The organism is Actinomadura flavalba DSM 45200, assembly GCF_000374305.1.
GTDB classification, from domain to species: Bacteria; Actinomycetota; Actinomycetes; order Streptosporangiales; family Streptosporangiaceae; genus Spirillospora; species Spirillospora flavalba.
The window spans coordinates 163,869-181,022 of record NZ_KB894101.1 but is presented as its reverse complement, the minus strand read 5'-3'; the positions used below and the strand labels follow the sequence as shown (position 1 = coordinate 181,022).

Genomic DNA, 17,154 nt, shown 5'->3' with positions numbered 1-17,154 from the left:
CTCAGGCCGCCGTCACCCCCGGCTGCCGCACCAGGCACTGGTCGGCGCCGGCCGCGCGCCACCCCATCCGCCGCAGCGCCGTGCACATCGTGACCTGGTTGGCGGTGAGCACGGGCTTGCCGAGCATCCGCTCCAGCGGCGCGATGATGTCGTACGTCGGCACGTTCGTGCAGGAGATGAACACGGCCTCGGCGTCCGGCCGGTCCACCGCGCTGACCGCCTGCACGATCTCCTCGTAGCCGACCTTCCAGATGTGGCTGAGCAGGCCCAGCCCGACCTTCGAGACCACGCCCACGCCGTGCTCGCCGAGGAACGAGACGAGCCGGTCGGTGACGGCGTCGATGTAGGGCGTGACGACCGCGACGCGCCGGACGCCGAGCAGCGCCAGCGACGCGATGAGCGCGCCGGACGTCGTGGTGGCGGCGGGCGCGCCCGCGTCCGTCATCGCCGCCGTCAGCGTCCGCTCGCCCGCCGCGCCCCCGATGAAGCTGCCGGACGCGCACGCGTACACGACGCCGAGCGGTTCGGGCGCGAGCACGTCGCGGGTGGCCTGCCGGACGATCGACTCGTCCGACAGGGCCGTGGCCATCTCGACGGTGACCGGTACCGGCACGTACGGCAGGCGGGTCATGAACAGCGAGACGTCGTCGGGCGTCCACCGCCACAGCTCGCGGTCGAGCGCGAAGTCGAACGGCGCGACGACGCCGACGCCGTGCTGCGTGAGCAGCGCGGGACGGGCGACCGCGGCCGGGTCGAAGGTCATCGCGAGGCCGCCGATCACGGCTCGTACCGGCGGTACACGAGCCGCTCGCCGACCGCGCCCGAGCGCCACACGTCGTTGCACGCCTCGGCCATCGGCGCCAGGCCCTCCACGACGGTCGCGTAGACGTTGCCGGGCACCCAGCCGACGTCGCCGTTGAGCAGCAGGTTGTTGCGGCCGTAGAAGAGCGCGAGGTCGACCACGCCGGGCAGGTGGTCGATGCCCTTCTCCTCCTTGAAGCGGCGGTCGAGCATGCCGCCGGGGAAGGAGAAGTACACGACGTCGCCGGGGATCGGGGTGACGGTGGGGTTCTCCTGGCCGACCTCCTCGGCGGCGAAGCGTTCCACCATCGTGTAGACCTCGTTGCGCGCGTACTTGGCGTGGTAGATGTCGCCGCCCTGGGGCAGTGCGTCCCAGACGGCCGCGCAGGTGCGCGGCGCGTCCTTGTCGAGCAGCTCGGCCACGCAGGACACGCCTCTGCGTTCGAGCGAGATGGAGATGAACCTCGACATGCCGGATCTCCCGCGAACAGGGGTGGGCGACGCGTCGCGCACCCGGAAGGGACTCTGGTGTTAGAGCGCCTTGGGACCCGCCCTGGCCTTGGCTTCGGTTGCGACGGTCTTGCAGCACGTGATCGCCGGAGGACCAGTGTCCACTGATCCCGTTGATTGTTGACAATCCTACGAGCGCTTCCTAGCGTGTCAATGCCCCCCAAGTTGCATCGCCGTAAACTCGGGCGACGCAGGAAGTGAGGCACGGCTTGCAGCAGCCCACGGTGGTCGTCCTGCACGACGGAGACCTGCCGCCCGGCCGGGAGGCGTACGAGCGGCTGGCCGACGTCCGGTACGTCCGGGCGGACGAGCTGGCCGCGGCGCTGCCCGGCGCGGACGCCCTCTTCCTCTGGGACTTCTGGTCCACGGCCCTCGCCGCCGCCTGGCCCGCCGAGGGCGGCCCGTCCTGGGTGCACATCGCGAGCGCGGGCGTCGACCGGCTGCTCTTCCCGGCGCTGGTCGACGGCGACGCCATCGTCACCAACTCGCGCGGCGTCTTCGACGCGCCGATCGCCGAATACGTGCTCGGGCTCGTGCTCGCCTTCGCCAAGGACCTGCCCGCCACCGTCCGGCACCAGGACGGCCGCGACTGGCGCCACCGCGAGACCGAGCGGATCGGCGGCAGGTCCGTGCTCGTCGTCGGCACCGGGCCGATCGGCCGCGCCACCGCGCGGCTGCTGCGCGCCGCCGGGATGCGGGTGCGCGGGCTCGGCCGCACCGCCCGGCCCGGCGATCCCGACTTCGGCGAGGTGCTGCCGTCGCCCGCGCTGCACGCCGAACTCGCCCAGGCCGACTACGTCGTGCTCGCCGCGCCGCTCACCGACGCCACGCGCGGCATGATCGACGCCGCGGCGCTCGCGGCGATGCGGCCGGGCGCGCGGCTGATCAACGTGGGACGCGGGGGACTGGTCGTCCAGGACGACCTGGCCGCCGCGCTGCGCGCCGGGACGATCGCGGGCGCCGCGCTCGACGTCTTCGCCGTCGAACCGCTGCCCAAGGACGACCCGCTCTGGGAACTGCCGAACGTGCTCGTCTCCCCGCACATGTCCGGCGACGCGCGCGGCTGGCGCGAGGAGCTGACCGCGCTGTTCGCCGCCAACCTGGAACGGCGCGTCGCGGGCCGCCCGCTGCGCAACGTCGTCGACAAACGGCTCGGCTACGTCCGGGAGGACCCGTCATGACCGACCCCGCCGACCTGGCCGCCACCGACCTGCTCGCCGCCTACCGCGCCGGGACGCTGTCGCCGGTCGAGGCCACCCAGGCCGTGCTGGCCCGGATCGAGCGCGCCGACCCGGCGCTCAACGCGTTCTGCCTGGTCGATCCGGACGGGGCGCTGGCCGCCGCGCGCGCGTCGGCGGAGCGCTGGGCGCGCGGCGCGCCGGAGGGCCTGCTGGACGGCGTCCCGGTGTCCATCAAGGACGTGCTGCTCACGCGCGGATGGCCCACGCTGCGCGGCTCCCGCTCGATCGGCCCGGAGCAGGCGTGGGACGAGGACGCCCCGGCGGTGGCGCGGCTGCGCGAGCACCACGCCGTCGCGGTCGGGAAGACGACCACGCCCGAGTTCGCCTGGAAGGGCGTCACCGACAACCCGCTCACCGGCGTCACCCGCAACCCGTGGAACCCGGCGCTGACGCCCGGCGGGTCCAGCGGGGGAGCGGCGGCGGCCGTCGCGGCGGGCATGGCGCCGCTCGCGCTCGGCACCGACGGCGGCGGTTCGGTCCGCATCCCCGCCGCCTTCACCGGAACGTTCGCCCTCAAGCCGACCTACGGCCGCATCCCGCACTATCCGGCCAGCCCGTTCGGAACGCTCGCGCACGTCGGGCCGATGACCCGCACCGTCGCGGACGCGGCGCTGCTGCTGGACGTCGTCAGCGACGCGGACGCGCGGGACTGGTCGGCGCTCGCGCCGCCCGCCGTCCCGTTCGCGGGGTCCGAGCCCGATCTGTCCGGATTGCGCGTCGCCTACAGTCCCGCGCTGGGCTTCGCCGCCGTCGATCCGGAGATCGCGGCGCTGGTGGCCGCCGCCGCCAAGGCGTTCGAGGAACTGGGCGCCGTGGTGGAGGAGGCCGACCCCGGGTTCACCGACCCCGTCACCGACTTCGAGGTGCTGTGGTTCGCGGGCGCCGCCAAGGTCACCGAGCACCTCACCGGGCCGCAGCGCGCCGCGCTCGACCCGGGCCTGCGCGAGATCTGCGAGCAGGGCGCGCGGTACTCGGCGTCGGAGTACCTGGCCGCCACCGCCACCCGCATGGACCTCGGCCGCCGCATGGGCCTCTTCCACGAGACGTACGACCTGCTGCTCACCCCGGCGCTGCCGATCGCCGCGTTCGAGGCGGGCCGGGAGAGCCCGGACGGCCGCCGCTGGACGTCGTGGACGCCGTTCACCTACCCGTTCAACATGACCCAGCAGCCCGCCGCGAGCGTGCCGTGCGGACTGACGGCGGCGGGCCTGCCCGCTGGGTTGCAGATCGTCGGCCCGCGCCACGCGGACGCCCGCGTGCTCGCGGCGGCGCGCGCCTTCGAGGCCGCCCGGCCCTGGACGGCGCCCGCCCCGGCCGCGTAGTCCCACGACCGGGCGCCTCCGCGGCTCAGGCGCCGCCGAGCTTCTTGCGCTGTTTGCGGGCCTTGCGGCGGGTGTTGACGCCGCCCCAGAACGCCAGGCCGCTGATCACCACGCGCGGCGAGCCCGCCGCGCCCGCGCCGCTGGCCCGGCCGTCGAACCCGCCCATGAAGCCGACGCCCCGGACGTGGACCGTCATGTCGTCCGGGACGATGATGTCGATCCCGCCCATGATCGCCCAGGCGCGGATGCGGACCTCGCCCGGCGGCAGCACCGCGTCACGCAGGTCGATCTTGCCGCCGCCCCAGAACGCGAACGCGGTGAACGTCTCCGGGACCGCCCAGACGCCCTCGCGGCGGAACTCGCTCATCACCGCGACGCCGGACTTCCAGGTGGGCGCGTCGACGCCGCGCGGACCCTGGTAGCCGAGGTCGCGGCCCAGGTCGTCGGTGACGGGCAGGTCGCGGGTGATCGGGGCCAGCTCGCCGTACGTCTTGGCCGCGTACACGGCCTCCAAGCGGCCCTCCAGCTCGTCCATGCCCAGCCGGCCGTCGCCCGCGGCCTCGCGCAGGACGCGCGCGACCCGGTCGCGATCGGCGTCGGACGCCCGCATTTCGTGCGGCGCGGGCTGACGTTCCGGGAGATTGCTCATGAAACCGAGCCTAACCCGGCGGCGGCGCCCACGCTTTGATCTCCGTCCGCGCCGTGAAGTTGAGTTTGCCGAGGATGCGCTCGATGTGGGAGTCGACCGTCCGCTTGCCCAGCACTAGCCGGTCCGCGATCTCCCGGTTCGTCAGGCCCTCCGCCACCAGCGCCGCGACCTCCCGCTCCCGCGCCGTCAGCGTCTCCGGCGCCGGAGCCGGGCCGGGCGCCGCCACCGGCTCGCCGCGCGCCAGCGCCAGCGCCTCGTCCAGCGTCAGCTCCCGGCCGCGCCGCTTGGCCGCCTCGAACCGGTCCGGGGGCAGCCGCCGTCGCAGCGCGTGCTCCGACATCGAGCGCCGCTCCATGTAGTGCGGGCCGTACTGGAGCTGCGCGCCGAGCTGCTTCCACATCCGCTCCGTCGCCCCCAGCAGCATCGCCGCCTCCTCGTAGCGACCGCGCACCACCGGCGCCGGGGTGAGCAGGTCCAGGGCGAGCGTGATGCCGAGCTGGTCGCCCAGCTCCTCCTTGACCCGCAGGCACTCCAGCAGGTCGGTGACGGCCTCGTCCCGGCGATCGAGCCACCACAGCGCCGCGCCCCGCGCGTACAACGCGAACGAGTGGTGCCACTTCTCGCCGCCGTCGCCGTCCCGCGCGACCGCCTGCTCCGCGACCGCCAGCGCCTCGGGCCACTGGCTGAGCAGCGCCAGCACCGACGACAGGTGCGGGCCGCTGAGCAGCGCCATCGGGTCGCGGTGCCCGAGCCGGTCGAACTCCGCCCGAGCCTCCTCGATGCGGGCGCGGGCGTCCTCCAGCCGGGCCTCGAACAACGCGATGAGGCCGCGGCCGTGCAGCAGGTGCGCGCCGAGCGCCGGGTCGTCGGCGGCGTCGGCCGCCTCGAAGCAGCGCCGGGCCGCGTCGGCCGCGCCGCACTGCACCTCGATCATCCCGCGCGCGTAGGCGACCCAAGCCCGCTGGCGGTGCGCCTGCGGGAGCCCGTCGGTGGCCTTGAGCGCCCGGTCCTGCCAGCGGCGCGCGTCCTCGAACTTGCCCAGGCACATCCAGTAGTTGCGCAGGACGTCCGTCAGGTGCAGGCCCGTCTCCTCCTCGCCCGGCGTCGTCAGCGAGAACTCCAGCGCGACGCGCAGATGCGCGTTCTCGTCGCGCAGCCGGGCCAGCCACTCCAGTTGCCGGGCGCCCAGTTCCTCGCGGCGGGCCTCCTCGGCGAGGCGCAGATAGTGGTCGCGGTGCCGCAGCATCACCGCCGCGCGCTCCCCGCCCTCGGTGAGCCGCTCGGCGCCGTATTCGCGCAGCGTGTCGAGCATCCGGTAGCGGCGGCCGTCCCGCTCGCACAGCACGATCGACTTCTCGACCAGGCGGGTCAGCACGTCGAGGACGTCGGCGGCGCTCAGCGGCCCGCCCGTCGCGACGCTCTCGGCCGCCGCCAGGTCGAAGTCGCCCGGGAACACCGACAGCCGCGACCACAGCAGCCGTTCCTGCTCGTTGCACAGCTCGTGGCTCCACTCGATCGCGGCGCGGAGCGTCTGATGGCGTCCGTCGGCGGCGCGGGTGGTGCCGAGGACGCGGAACCGGTCGTCGAGCCGGTCGACGAGCTGCTCCACCGACATGCCGCGCAGCCGGACCGCCGCCAGCTCCACCGCGAGCGGGATGCCGTCGAGCTGGCGGCACAGCCGCGTGATGACGTCCCGGTTCGCCGGGGTCAGCGTGAAGCCGGGGACCATCGCCTCGGCGCGGTCGGCGAACAGCGCGACGGCGTCGTCGGAGGTGCCGACGTCCTCGTCGGTGACGGGCAGCGGCGGGATGACGAACGTGTGCTCGCCCATCACGTCCAGCGGCTCGCGGCTCGTGGCGAGGATCTTGAGCTTCGGCGCGGCGCGCAGCAGCGTCTCGGTGAGGTCGGCGCAGCCGCCGACCAGGTGCTCGCAGGTGTCCAGGACGAGCAGGAGCTGCTGGTCGGACAGGTGGTCGCAGAGCCGGTCGGTCTGGTCGCCCGCGGCCTGGCCCGGCAGCCGCAGCACGTCCGCGACGGTGCGGGCGAGCAGGCCCGGGTCGCGCAGCGACGACAGCTCGACCAGCCAGGTGCCGTCGGGGAACGAGCCGCGCAGGTCGGCGGCGACCTGCACCGCCAGCCGGGACTTGCCGACCCCGCCTACCCCCGTCAGCGTGACCAGCCGCGCCTGCGCGAACGCCTGCCGGGCGGCGGCGATCTCCCGCCGCCGGCCGACGAACCGCGTGACCGACGCGGGCAGGTTGCCCTGCGTCTCCGACGATCCGACCATCACGACAACCCGCCTCCGCACACCACCGACGACGAGGCCACCGGCATCGTACCCACGCCGCCCGGGCGCCGTCCGGAGGTTGCGCGGGTCAGCTCGACGACGTGGTGGTGGTGACGGCGACGACGGCGGTCATCGTCGCCGCCTGCACCTCCTGGACGGCCTTGCGCACGGCCTCCCCGCCCCACTCGGCCTCGCTGATCTCCTTGGCGCGCCGCTTGAGCGCCTTGCGGTCGGCGTCGGGGTAGAGCTTCTTGAGCACGTCGACCGCGAACAGCAGCGCGATCAGCGCCGCCGTCCGGGGGTCGGGCTCCGCGCCGTCGACGACGGCGGCCCGCACGCGCTGCACGATCTCCTGCTCGACGCCCGGGTCGCCCTGCTTCCACGCGGTCGTGGGGAAGAGGCCGAGCGCCTTGCCCTTCTCCTCCACGAGCAGCCCCTGCTCGGCGAGGTCCTGGAGCAGCGCCTCCTTGAGGTCCTTGGACCGGTTCCGCCACGCGCTGACGCCGGACACCTTGGACACGGCGTCCTTGGGCTTCCGGCCGTCCACGACCTCCAGCAGCGAGGCGAGGCGCCGGTCGCGCGGCGTCCCGCCGGTGACGATCAGCCGCCCCTTCTTGACCCCGGGCTCACCCTCGCCGCTCAGCCGCAGCGCGCCGTCCATCGTCAGCTCGACGACGGCCGCCCCGGCCAGCCCCGCCGCCGTCTTCTGCCCGTCCACCATCGGCTTCCCGGTCTCGTCCTTGAGCACCAGAAGCAAGAACTCTTCCGCCAACGTCAACGTCGTCATCCCGCCGAACTACCCACCTGACACTGTTCAAGCCAAAGCCGGGCGGTGATCTCACCACCGCCCGGCCCCGGCCCCGGCTCAGCGCTCCGCGATCACCTCGTCGGCGGTAGCGGCCGTCGCGGCACGCTTCACCCACGTGTCGAGAAGCTCCGGATCTGTGGCGGCGAGCACCTCCTGACGCACCCGCTCGGGCACCTCGATGTTCCGCGCGTTGAGGAACGCCAGCACGGCTTCGGCCTTGCCCTCGGCTCTGCCCTCCGCCTTGCCCGCGGCCCTGGTGTCGATGAAGAGGTCCATGAAGTTGGACGATTCGGTCTGCATGAGCTTCTCCAAGCGGCGATTTGGGTGCGCTGGATCTCGACGATCACGCCCAGGCGGGATTCCTCCGTGTCGTCGCCCTGGTGTAGGAGGACGGCGGCGTCCGAGGTGAATTCGGACGTTTTGAGGTCGGAGGCGGACTCGGAGACGTCCCTCGCGCGTTTCAGGTCGCCGAAGGGGAGGCCCAGCCGCCTGATGATCGGGACGGTGATCTCCGGGGAATGGCGGAAGACGTCCGCCAGAGCGTCGTGCTGTTGCGTTGGCATGGGAGCGACATTAGGGAACTCGTGCCGTGGTGAAGAGGTGTTCGGAGAATTGTCGGGCTATCTTTTAACAGGGGGAATTCGAGGCGGGTGATGGGGTTCGAGGTGAATGGTCAGGGACTTTGAGGTTGGGGTGTTGCTGGTTTCGGCGGTGCTGTCCAGGGGGACCAGGACGTTGGTTTCCGGGAAGTAGGCGGCGGTGCAGCCGGGGGCCGTGGGGTAGGCGATGACGCGGAAGGCTTCGGCGCGGCGTTCGGTGCCGTCGGTCCATTCGGAGACGATGTCGACCGTGGTGCCGTCGTCGATGTTCAGGTTCTTCAGGTCGGCGGGGTTCACGAAGAGGACGCGGCGGCCCGCCTTGACGCCTCGGTAGCGGTCGTCCAGGCCGTAGACGGTGGTGTTGTACTGGTCGTGGCTGCGGATCGTCTGGAGCAGAAGGCGGCCGGGGGGCACGCGCAGGATCTCCAGGGGATTCACCGTCAGGTTCGCCTTGCCCGTCGCGGTGGGGAAACGGCGTTCGTCGCGGGGTGCGTGCGGGAGGGCGAATCCGTCTTCGGCGCGAATGCGGGCGTTGTAATCGGTGAAGCCGGGGACCACGCGGGAGATGTGGTCGCGGACGACGTCGTAGTCGGCGCGCATCGACGGCCACGGGATCGTCGGCGGAAGCGTCGCCCCGGCCAGGTCGCAGACGATCGCGACCTCCGAGCGCAGCGCCGGGGACGCGGGCTCCAGCCGCCCCCGGGAGGCGTGCACGAGGCTCATCGAGTCCTCGACGGACACGAACTGCGGCCCGGACGCCTGGACGTCGCGTTCCGTGCGTCCGAGCGTCGGCAGGATCAGCGCCGTCTCCCCGGCGACCGCGTGCGAGCGGTTCAGCTTGGTGGAGATCTGGACGGTCAGCCGGCACGAGCGCAGCGCGGCCTCGGTCACCGCCGAGTCGGGGGTGGCGCGGACGAAGTTGCCGCCCATCGCGACGAACACCGAGGCGCGGCCGTCGCGCATCGCGCGGATCGCCTCGACGGTGTCCAGGCCGTGCGCGCGGGGCGGGTCGAAGCCGAACTCGGCGCCGAGCGCGTCGAGGAACGCCGCCGGGGGCTTCTCGTTGATGCCCATGGTGCGGTCGCCCTGGACGTTGGAGTGCCCGCGCACCGGGCAGACGCCCGCCCCCGGGCGCCCCACGTTGCCGCGCAGCAGCAGGAAGTTCACGACCTCGCGGATCGTCGCGACGGAGTTGCGGTGCTGCGTCAGGCCCATGGCCCAGCAGACGACGATCCGCTCGGACGCGACGACGTCCCGGTGCGTCGCCTCGATCTCGGCGCGGGTGAGGCCCGTCGCCTCCAGCACGTCGTCCCAGGGCACCGTGCGCGCGTGCGCGGCGAACCCCTCGAAGCCGTGCGTGTGCGTTTCGAGGAAGGAATGATCGAGCGCGTCACTTTCGAGGAGCAGCCGGTTGAGGGCTTGGAAGAGCGCCAGGTCGCCGTTGAGCCGGATTTGCAGGAAACGGTCGGCGAGTTCGGTGCCGCGGCCGACGAGCCCGGACGGCCGCTGGGGGTTCTTGAAGCGCAGCAGTCCGGCTTCGGGCAGCGGATTCACCGCGACGATCCGCGCTCCGGCCTTCTTCGCCTTCTCCAGCGCCGAGAGCATCCGGGGATGATTGGTCCCGGGATTCTGCCCGACGACGAAGACGAGATCGGCCCGGTGCAGATCCTCCAGCGTCACCGAGCCCTTTCCGACGCCGAGCGTCTCGGTGAGCGCCGACCCGGACGACTCGTGGCACATGTTCGAGCAGTCCGGCAGGTTGTTCGTCCCGAACGCCCGCGCGAACAACTGGTAGGCGAACGCCGCCTCATTGCTCGTCCGGCCCGAGGTGTAGAAGACGGCCTCGTCCGGCGAGGAGAGCGCGTTGAGTTCCGCGCCGACGAGCGCGAACGCGTCCTCCCAGGAGATCGGCGTGTAATGCGACGCGCCGGGCCGCCGCACCATCGGCTCGGTGAGCCGCCCCTGGCGGCCGAGCCAGTGGTCGGACCGCACCGCCAGTTCGTCCAGCGCGTGGGACGCGAAGAACTCCCGCGTGATCCGCCGCGTCGTCGCCTCCTCCGCGACGGCCTTGGCGCCGTTCTCGCAGAACTCGGCCCGGTGCCGGTCGGTCCCTTCCGGCCACGCGCATCCGGGGCAGTCGAACCCGTCCTTCTGGTTGACGCGCGCCAGCGTCAGCGCCGTCCGCCGCACCCCCATCTGGCCGGTGGCCTCGCGGAGCGCGGCCGTCACGCCGGGCATCCCGGCGGCCCACCGCTTGGGCTCGGTGACGTTCAGGCGGGCGTCCTCGTCGTGCGACATCGGCGGTTCCTCACTGCAAGGGGCTGCCCCGCCACTGTCGCACGAACGCCCGGCTACTGCGGCGGGCCCTCGACCAGCCGCACGTCGGCGGCGTGGCGGCGGCCGTCCCGCGTCGTCCACTCCAGCCGGACGACGTCGCCCGGGTGCTGGTTGAGCATCAGCGCGGTCAGACGCCCCGGGGTGTCCACGGGCTGGCCGCCGAGCGCCACGATGACCATGCCGGTCCGCAGCCCCGCGTCGGCCGCCGGGGTGTCCGGTACGACCGTGTCGACCAGCGCGCCGAACGCCGTCCCGTTGCTGCGCACCTGGACGCCCAGCAGCGCGGTGCGGCCGATGTGGACCGTCGCCGACGGCTCGCGCCGCTGGATCTGCCGGGCCACCTCCAGTGCCCGCGCCGCCGGGATCGCGTAGCCCCGGTGCTCGGTCGTCGCCGTGGGCGTCGGCGCGCCCGCCGACTGCGCGTCCGGCTCGGGCTCGGGCCCGGCCGACGCGGCGGTGTTGATGCCGACGACCTCGCCGTCGGTGTTGAGCAGCGGACCGCCCGAGTCGCCCGGCCGGATCGGCGCCGACGTCTCGATCAGCCCGGTCAGCCGCTCGGAGCCGCCGTCGGTCTGGTTCCGCGCGGTGATCGTCTGTTCCAGCGCCGTCACCGCGCCCGTCACGACGGACGGCGTGCCGCCCTTGCCGCCCGCGTTCCCCACGGCCGTCACCGGGTCGCCGACGAACACCTGGCCCGAGTCACCGAACTTGGCGGGCTTGAGATCAACGGCGCCGTCGAGCTTCAGCAGCGCCAGGTCGCCGCCGTGGTCGTAGCCGAGGACCTGCGCGGTGTAGGTGCGGCTGGTGTCGGTGACGGTCCCGGTGATGGACGTCGCGCCCGAGATGACGTGGTTGTTGGTCAGCACGAGCCCGCTCGCGGACAGCACGATGCCGGTGCCCGCCGACCGCAGGCTCCGCAGTCCCTGCTCGGTCTCGATGTTGACGACGCCGGGCTTGCGGCCGCTCGGCTTCTGCCCGGCGCGCGTGCTGGTGGGCGCCGGGGCCGGGGCGGCGGCCTCGCCGCCGTCGCCGGAGTACTGCGCGAGCAGCGGACGCCCCAGCAGGACGGCCGCCGCCGTGAGCAGCACCGCGAGGACCAGGATCGTCACGCCGCCCGTCGAACCCTGCCGCCCGGGGCTCTCGTACACCGGCGTGCCTCCTCGGGTCGCGGGGGTCCGTCCCCCCGGTGGGGACCGCCCATAGGGAGAATGATCCATGGTGCGTGGATGATCCGGTATCCCCCCAGGGAAAGAGGCGAACCCTGGTGACTCAGCCGGTGGCGAAATAACGGGCGGGGTTGGTGGTGAGCATCTGCTCGATCTGGCCCGTGGTGACACCCGCGGCGGCCAGCGCCGGCAGCACGTCGTCGCTGATGTGGGTGTAGATCCAGTTCGGCGCCAGGCTCCGCAGCAGCTCGGGATCGGGCCCGAACCAGTCGATGTAGCAGGACGTGTCGTGGCTCAGCACCATCCGATCGGCGTAACCGCGCTCACACAGCGCCGCGACGGTCGCGACCCGCTCGTTCGTCGGGTTGATGACGTCCAGCCCGAACCGGTCCATACCGAGGATCACCCCGGAGTCGGCCAGCTCCATCAGGTAGTCCAGGTCGTTGCTGTCCCCGGCGTGCGCGACGACGACCTTGGACAGGTCGACGCCCTCGGCCGTCAGCACCTCCAGCACGACCCGGCCCGTCTGCGACCCGGCGCTGTCGGTGTGGACGGTGACGGGCGCTCCCGTCACCCGGTGCGCCCCGGCCACGGCCCGCAGGACGCGCTCCACGCCCGGCGTCAGGCCGGGCGCGTCGACGGCGCACTTGAGGAACGCCGCCCGCACGCCCGTCCCGGCGATGCCCTCGGTGAGGTCGCGGACGAAGTCGTCCACCATCGGGTCGGGGCCGCCGAGCAGCGTGCCGGGGCCGCGGTGGTGGAACTGGAACGGCAGGTCGTTGTAGGTGTAGACACCGGTGGCGACGATGATGTTCAGCTCGGGGACCTGCTCGTTGATCCGCTGCACGCGCGGCAGGTACCGGCCGAGCCCCCACACGGTCGGGTCCGCGATCGTGGTGACGCCGCGTCCGGCCAGCTCCCGGAGCTTGGCGACGGCGTCGGTGACGCGGGCCTCCTCGTCCCACCAGGCGCCCGCGCCCTGGTTCTGCACGTGCTCGGTGTCGAGGATGAAGACGTGCTCGTGCATGAGCGTGCGTCCGAGCGCGTCGAGCGCGACGGCGCCCCGGACGGTCTCCACTGTGGCCATGCCCTGCCTCCTGCTGCCGCGCTTCCGTACCGACCGGTCGGTATGTGGCAAAGTAGACGGGCGGGAGTCCCGCGTCAACGCATCCGGGAGGAGAACGCGTGTCCGCGACGGAGACCGGCGTGCCGCCGGTGCGGCGGCGCATCCTGGACGCCGCCGTGCGGCAGTTCGCCGCGCGCGGCTTCGACGGCGCGTCCGTCCAGTCGATCTGCACCGACGCCCACGTCACCAAGGGTGCGCTCTACCACTATTTCGACTCCAAGGACGCGCTGCTCTACGAGATCTACCACCGGCTGATCACCCGCCAGCTCGCCGACCTCGACCGGGTCGTCGCCGCCGGGCTGCCGCCGCGCGAGAGCGTCCGCGCGGTGCTGACCGGGCTGATCCTCAGCACCGCCGAGCACATCGACGAGGCCAAGGTGTTCGGCCGCGAGATGCACCGGCTCGACGACGCCCGGATGCACGCCGTCCGCGCCGACCGCCGCCGCTACCACGTGACGTTCCGCGCGCTGGTCGAGGCGGGCCAGCGCGACGGCGCGTTCGCGGACGGCACCCCGGCCGAGACGGTCACGATCGTCGCGCTGGCCATGGTCAATCAGATGACGTCGTGGTACCGGGCCGACGGTCCGAAACCGGCGGCGGAGCTGGCCGGCGAGGTCGCCGGTTTCGTCCTGGCCGCACTGACCCCGCGCTGACGGCGACGCCCGCCGCGACGGCGGCGGCCCCGGTCGCGGCGGCGATCGTCACCGCCATCGGCAGCGCGGTGCCCGCCCCGCCCAGACCCGCCAGCGGCGCGGCGGCGCCGCCGATGGCGAACTGCGCGAGGCCCATGAGCGCCGAGGCGCTGCCCGCGACGTGCGGCGGGCGGTCGGCGAGGGCGAGCGCGGTCGCGTTCGGCAGGATGAGCCCCTGCCCGGCCACGACGAGGAACAGCGCGGCCAGCACCCAGGTCGCCCCGGCCCCGGCCAGGACGGCCGCGACGAGCCCGGCGGCGCCCGCCGCGACGACGCCGAGACCCGTCCCGAGCAGCGGCCCGAGCCGCACCCGGCCCGCCAGCGCCCGGCTGAGCTGCCCGGCGGCCACGATGCCGACGGCGTTCACGGCGAACGCGGCGCTGAACGCCTGCGGTGACAGCCCGTAAATCTCCTGGAGGACGAACGGGCTGCCGGAGATGTAGGTGAACATCGCGGCGAACGACAGCGCGAGCGCGAGCGTGTACCCGGCGAACGCGCGGTCGGCGCACAGTCCGGCGAAGGTGCGCAGGGTCGCGGTGACGCCGCCGGTGGCGCGCTCGCCCGGCGGCAGCGTCTCGGGCAGCCCGAACAGCGACGCGACGAGCAGCAGCAGCCCGAGCCCGGCCAGCACGGCGAACACGCCCGGCCAGGGCGCGAACCGCAGGAGCTGCCCGCCGACGACGGGCGCGAGGATCGGCGCGAGCCCGTTGACGAGCATGAGCGTGCCGAAGAACCGGGCGGCGTCCGTCCCGGAGTACAGGTCGCGGACGACGGCGCGCGCGATGACGATCCCGGCCGCCCCGGCGGCGCCCTGCACGAACCGCAGCCCGACGAGCACCTCGACGGTCGGCGCGAACGCGCACAGCAGCGAGGCGAGCGCGTAGGCGGCGAGGCCCGCGAGCAGCGGGCGGCGGCGTCCCCACCGGTCGCTCAGCGGGCCCGCGACGACCTGCCCGAGCGCGAGCCCCGCCACGCACGCGGTCAGCGTGAGCTGGACCCGGAGCGCGGTGGTGGACAGGTCGCCCGCCATGTGCGGCAGCGCGGGCAGGTACATGTCCAGCGCGAGCGGCGCCGTCGCCGTCAGCGCGCCGAGGACGACGATCAGCGCGACGCGGCGCCGGGGGGAGAGGGCGGGCATGTACGGCTCCTGCCGGGGTGGTGCGGGCGGCGATCAGATCTCGCGGACGGCCTCGTCGTACTCCAGCCGGGGGAGCCGGTCGAACCAGGCGTCCGGACCGGGGCGGCCGACGTTCACGACGGCGACGACCTGCTCGTTCGGGGCGAGGAACTCGCGCTTGACGCCCTCGGCGTCGTAGCCCGCCATCGGCCCGGCGGCGAGCCCGGCGGCGCGGATGCCGAGGATGAGGTAGCCGAGCTGGATGCTCGCGTTGAACCGGGCCATCGCCGGGCGGCCGGGGTTGGCCGCCATCCGCTCCCGGGCGCCCGCGCTGTGCGGGAACGTGCGGGGCAGGTGCTCGTGGAAGTCCTCGTCCGCGACCGCGATCAGCGTGAGCGGCGCGCCGGCCGTCTTGCGCCGGTTGCCCTCGCTCATCTGGGCGACGAGCCGTTCCCGGGCCTCGGGGGACCGCACGGCGACGATGCGCAGCGGCTGCGAGTTCATCGCCGACGGCGCCCACTTCACCAGGTCGTAGATCGCGGCGAGCTGGTCGTCGGTGACGGGCTCGTCGGTGAAGGCGTTGGCGGTGCGGGCCTCGCGGAACAGCAGGTCCTGCGCGGCGGCGTCCAGGGCGAGCACGTCGGCGGTGGTCGTGACGGTCATCTCGGCCTCTCGGTGCGGGGACGGTTCACCGCGGTACAACCGGCGCACACCGAGTTATCTGCCACGTCAGACAGTGGGTTCCGTCACACCCCGAACCACTCGGCCGGGCGTCCGAAAACGCCGCCGTCAGAACGGGAGCCGGGCGGAGACCGCGAACGCCGAGACGGTCGCGGCGGCGGCCGTCAGCACCGAGACGCCGACCAGGACCGTCCAGCGCCCGACCTGGTAGCCCGCCGGGACGAGCGCCGCGTCCCGGCCGCGCACGGGCCACGGCGTGCGCAGCGGCGCCGTGCCGGGGATCTCCTCGCCCGGGTCGGGCGGCGACGACGGCTGCTGGTGCGCCGACAGCCCGCAGACCCAGCCGAGCAGGTCGGCGACCTCGCCCGGCGGCGTGGCCAGGCCCGAGCCGAAGTAGCGGACCTCGGCGGCGAGCTGGTCCAGGGCGCGGACGGTGTTGCCGAGGCCGACCGAGCCGAGCCAGCCGCGCAGGTCGGCGTCGCCGGTGAGATCGCGGCCGATCTCGGTCGCCACCAGCAGGTCGGTCTTGGTGACGACGACCGCGACCCGCTTCTGCCGGCCCCGGTCGGGCCGCGACCGCAGCTCGTTCAGCACCCGCTGGAGCGTGTCGGCCGGGTCCTCGCCGGACGCCGCCGCGTCCGCGAGCAGGTCCCGTTCGGCGTCGCTGAGCGAACGCGCCACGTGCGGCAGCGCGAACGGGTCCACGACGAACAGCAGCGTCTCGCCGTGGTCGAGGTAGCGCAGCGACTCCACCTCGGTGGCGCCGCTGAAGTGCTCGCCCGCCGGGTCGAACAGGTACAGGATGCGGCGGGCGCGGCCGGGCAGCTCGACGTCCAGCATCGTCGCCAGCGGCAGCTCGGGGCCGGTCTTGGCGGCCCGGCCGCCGCTGCGGAACGCGCGGACGGCCGCCGCGTACGCCTGCGCGTGCCGCGCCTCCACGAACGCGAGGGTGCCGCGCTGCGCGCGGGCGCGGGCGTGCAGGGCGCGGATGCCGAGCATCATGAACGTCGTCTTCCCGGCGGCCGGTCCGCCGACGAACGGCAGCGGCTCGACGCGGACGCGGCCGATGCGGGGCGGGAGCCGTCCGTCGCAGTGCGGGCAGTAGGCGGCGAGGCGGAAGCGGCCGAGCAGGACGGTCGTCGGCAGCCGCGTCCCGCACCGGCACACGTGCCGGAACGCGCCCGCCGGGCCGGGGACGAGCCGGGCGTGCCGGGCGCCGCAGCCGGGGCACGCGTACACCGGCAGCCCGATCCGCTCGTAGCAGAACGGATGCGGGCAGGTCTGCAAGATCCGGTTGGAGACGGTGAAGACGCGCTCCACGACGGCCAGCACCGCCGCGCACACCAGCCACACGGCCAGCCCGGCCGCCGCGACGAGCCCGTACAGCGCGGTCAGCGCGACGCCGAGCGCGGCGGCGGGGACGGCGGCCAGCGCGACGCCCGCGACGAGCGCGAACCAGACGGGGAACAGGAACAGGCCCCACAGGCCGCCGAGCAGCGTCCGCGTCAGCCGCAGCACGACGTCGCGGGCGAGCGTCCACACGCGCGGCCCGGCGGCGCGCGCGATGGCCCAGCCGTCCCGCCAGACCTGGCCGAGCAGGTAGTGCCGGTAGGCCAGGTCGGGCGCGGGCACCGGCGACATGCCCGTGCGCGTCGCCGGGGTCAGCGCCCGGTAGGCGTACAGGTAGGCGAGTCCGAGCGCGGCGAACCCGGCGACGACGAGCGCGACGGGGAACAGCACCGGGAACACGAACACGAACCCGATCCACATCGCGGCGAGCCAGATCACGAACAGCAGCAGGATCAGCAGCGGATGCAC

At 73.7% G+C, this 17,154-nt stretch carries 15 protein-coding genes; 3 read left to right on the top strand and 12 right to left on the bottom strand.

Features of this window, described 5'->3' with window-relative positions; translation table 11 throughout:
• Position 1: 1 nt before the first annotated feature.
• Both C229_RS0125375 and C229_RS0125370 read right to left on the bottom strand, forming a co-directional pair.
• Entirely contained in the window at positions 2-763 is a 762-nt protein-coding gene (locus tag C229_RS0125375; RefSeq protein ID WP_051109125.1) for a maleate cis-trans isomerase family protein, read from the bottom strand.
• A gap of 14 nt (positions 764-777) precedes the next feature.
• The gene (locus tag C229_RS0125370) at positions 778-1,272 is read right to left on the bottom strand and encodes a DUF3830 family protein (protein ID WP_018657928.1); all 495 of its coding nucleotides are present in this window, start codon (positions 1,270-1,272) and stop codon (positions 778-780) included.
• Between the two features lie 248 nt (positions 1,273-1,520).
• On the opposite strand from C229_RS0125370, the gene C229_RS0125365 reads away from it, so the two are divergent.
• Together C229_RS0125365 and C229_RS0125360 are read left to right on the top strand one after the other, a co-directional pair.
• A complete protein-coding gene (locus C229_RS0125365) occupies positions 1,521-2,492 on the top strand; it encodes a D-2-hydroxyacid dehydrogenase (protein WP_155885039.1) in 972 nt (323 codons plus the stop codon).
• Positions 2,489-3,874 (top strand): amidase, encoded by a 1,386-nt coding sequence (locus C229_RS0125360; RefSeq protein WP_018657926.1) that lies wholly within the window; start codon positions 2,489-2,491, stop codon positions 3,872-3,874. Before C229_RS0125365 ends, C229_RS0125360 begins: the two co-directional genes overlap by 4 nt.
• Positions 3,875-3,899: 25 nt before the next feature.
• Here C229_RS0125360 and C229_RS0125355 read toward each other — a convergent pair whose 3' ends face one another.
• From C229_RS0125355 to C229_RS0125325, 7 genes are all read right to left on the bottom strand, one after another.
• Positions 3,900-4,523 carry a DUF1707 SHOCT-like domain-containing protein gene (locus C229_RS0125355; RefSeq protein WP_026314157.1) on the bottom strand — a complete coding sequence of 208 codons (624 nt, stop codon included), beginning with the start codon at positions 4,521-4,523 and terminating at the stop codon, positions 3,900-3,902.
• Positions 4,524-4,533: 10 nt separating this feature from the next.
• A complete protein-coding gene (locus tag C229_RS0125350; RefSeq protein ID WP_018657924.1) occupies positions 4,534-6,810 on the bottom strand; it encodes an ATP-binding protein in 2,277 nt (758 codons plus the stop codon).
• A gap of 88 nt (positions 6,811-6,898) precedes the next feature.
• Positions 6,899-7,597 (bottom strand): GOLPH3/VPS74 family protein, encoded by a 699-nt coding sequence (locus tag C229_RS0125345; RefSeq protein ID WP_033424770.1) that lies wholly within the window; start codon positions 7,595-7,597, stop codon positions 6,899-6,901.
• A gap of 78 nt (positions 7,598-7,675) precedes the next feature.
• Positions 7,676-7,918, bottom strand: coding sequence for a hypothetical protein (locus C229_RS0125340; protein WP_018657922.1), 243 nt, complete (start codon positions 7,916-7,918; stop codon positions 7,676-7,678).
• A gap of 320 nt (positions 7,919-8,238) precedes the next feature.
• On the bottom strand, positions 8,239-10,515 hold the full coding sequence (locus C229_RS31845) for an FdhF/YdeP family oxidoreductase (protein ID WP_018657921.1): 2,277 nt from the start codon (positions 10,513-10,515) through the stop codon (positions 8,239-8,241).
• Between the two features lie 53 nt (positions 10,516-10,568).
• Positions 10,569-11,702, bottom strand: coding sequence for a S1C family serine protease (locus tag C229_RS31840; RefSeq protein ID WP_018657920.1), 1,134 nt, complete (start codon positions 11,700-11,702; stop codon positions 10,569-10,571).
• A 121-nt stretch (positions 11,703-11,823) separates the two neighbouring features.
• Positions 11,824-12,807 (bottom strand): phosphotriesterase family protein, encoded by a 984-nt coding sequence (locus C229_RS0125325; RefSeq protein WP_026314154.1) that lies wholly within the window; start codon positions 12,805-12,807, stop codon positions 11,824-11,826.
• Between the two features lie 98 nt (positions 12,808-12,905).
• Between C229_RS0125325 and C229_RS33860 the strand changes: the two genes are divergently transcribed.
• Positions 12,906-13,499: a TetR/AcrR family transcriptional regulator gene (locus tag C229_RS33860; protein WP_240487392.1), complete on the top strand. Its 594-nt coding sequence runs from the start codon at positions 12,906-12,908 to the stop codon at positions 13,497-13,499.
• On the opposite strand, the gene C229_RS31835 is transcribed toward C229_RS33860, so the two are convergent.
• The 3 genes from C229_RS31835 to C229_RS0125300 form a co-directional block, all read right to left on the bottom strand.
• Positions 13,396-14,676 carry a multidrug effflux MFS transporter gene (locus C229_RS31835; protein ID WP_018657916.1) on the bottom strand — a complete coding sequence of 427 codons (1,281 nt, stop codon included), beginning with the start codon at positions 14,674-14,676 and terminating at the stop codon, positions 13,396-13,398. The two genes, C229_RS33860 and C229_RS31835, sit on opposite strands and share 104 nt — an antisense overlap.
• Before the next feature lie 33 nt (positions 14,677-14,709).
• Complete coding sequence (locus C229_RS0125305; RefSeq protein ID WP_018657915.1) at positions 14,710-15,318, bottom strand: malonic semialdehyde reductase; 609 nt, start codon at positions 15,316-15,318, stop codon at positions 14,710-14,712.
• A gap of 126 nt (positions 15,319-15,444) precedes the next feature.
• Positions 15,445-17,154 carry a TRAFAC clade GTPase domain-containing protein gene (locus C229_RS0125300; RefSeq protein WP_018657914.1) on the bottom strand — a complete coding sequence of 570 codons (1,710 nt, stop codon included), beginning with the start codon at positions 17,152-17,154 and terminating at the stop codon, positions 15,445-15,447.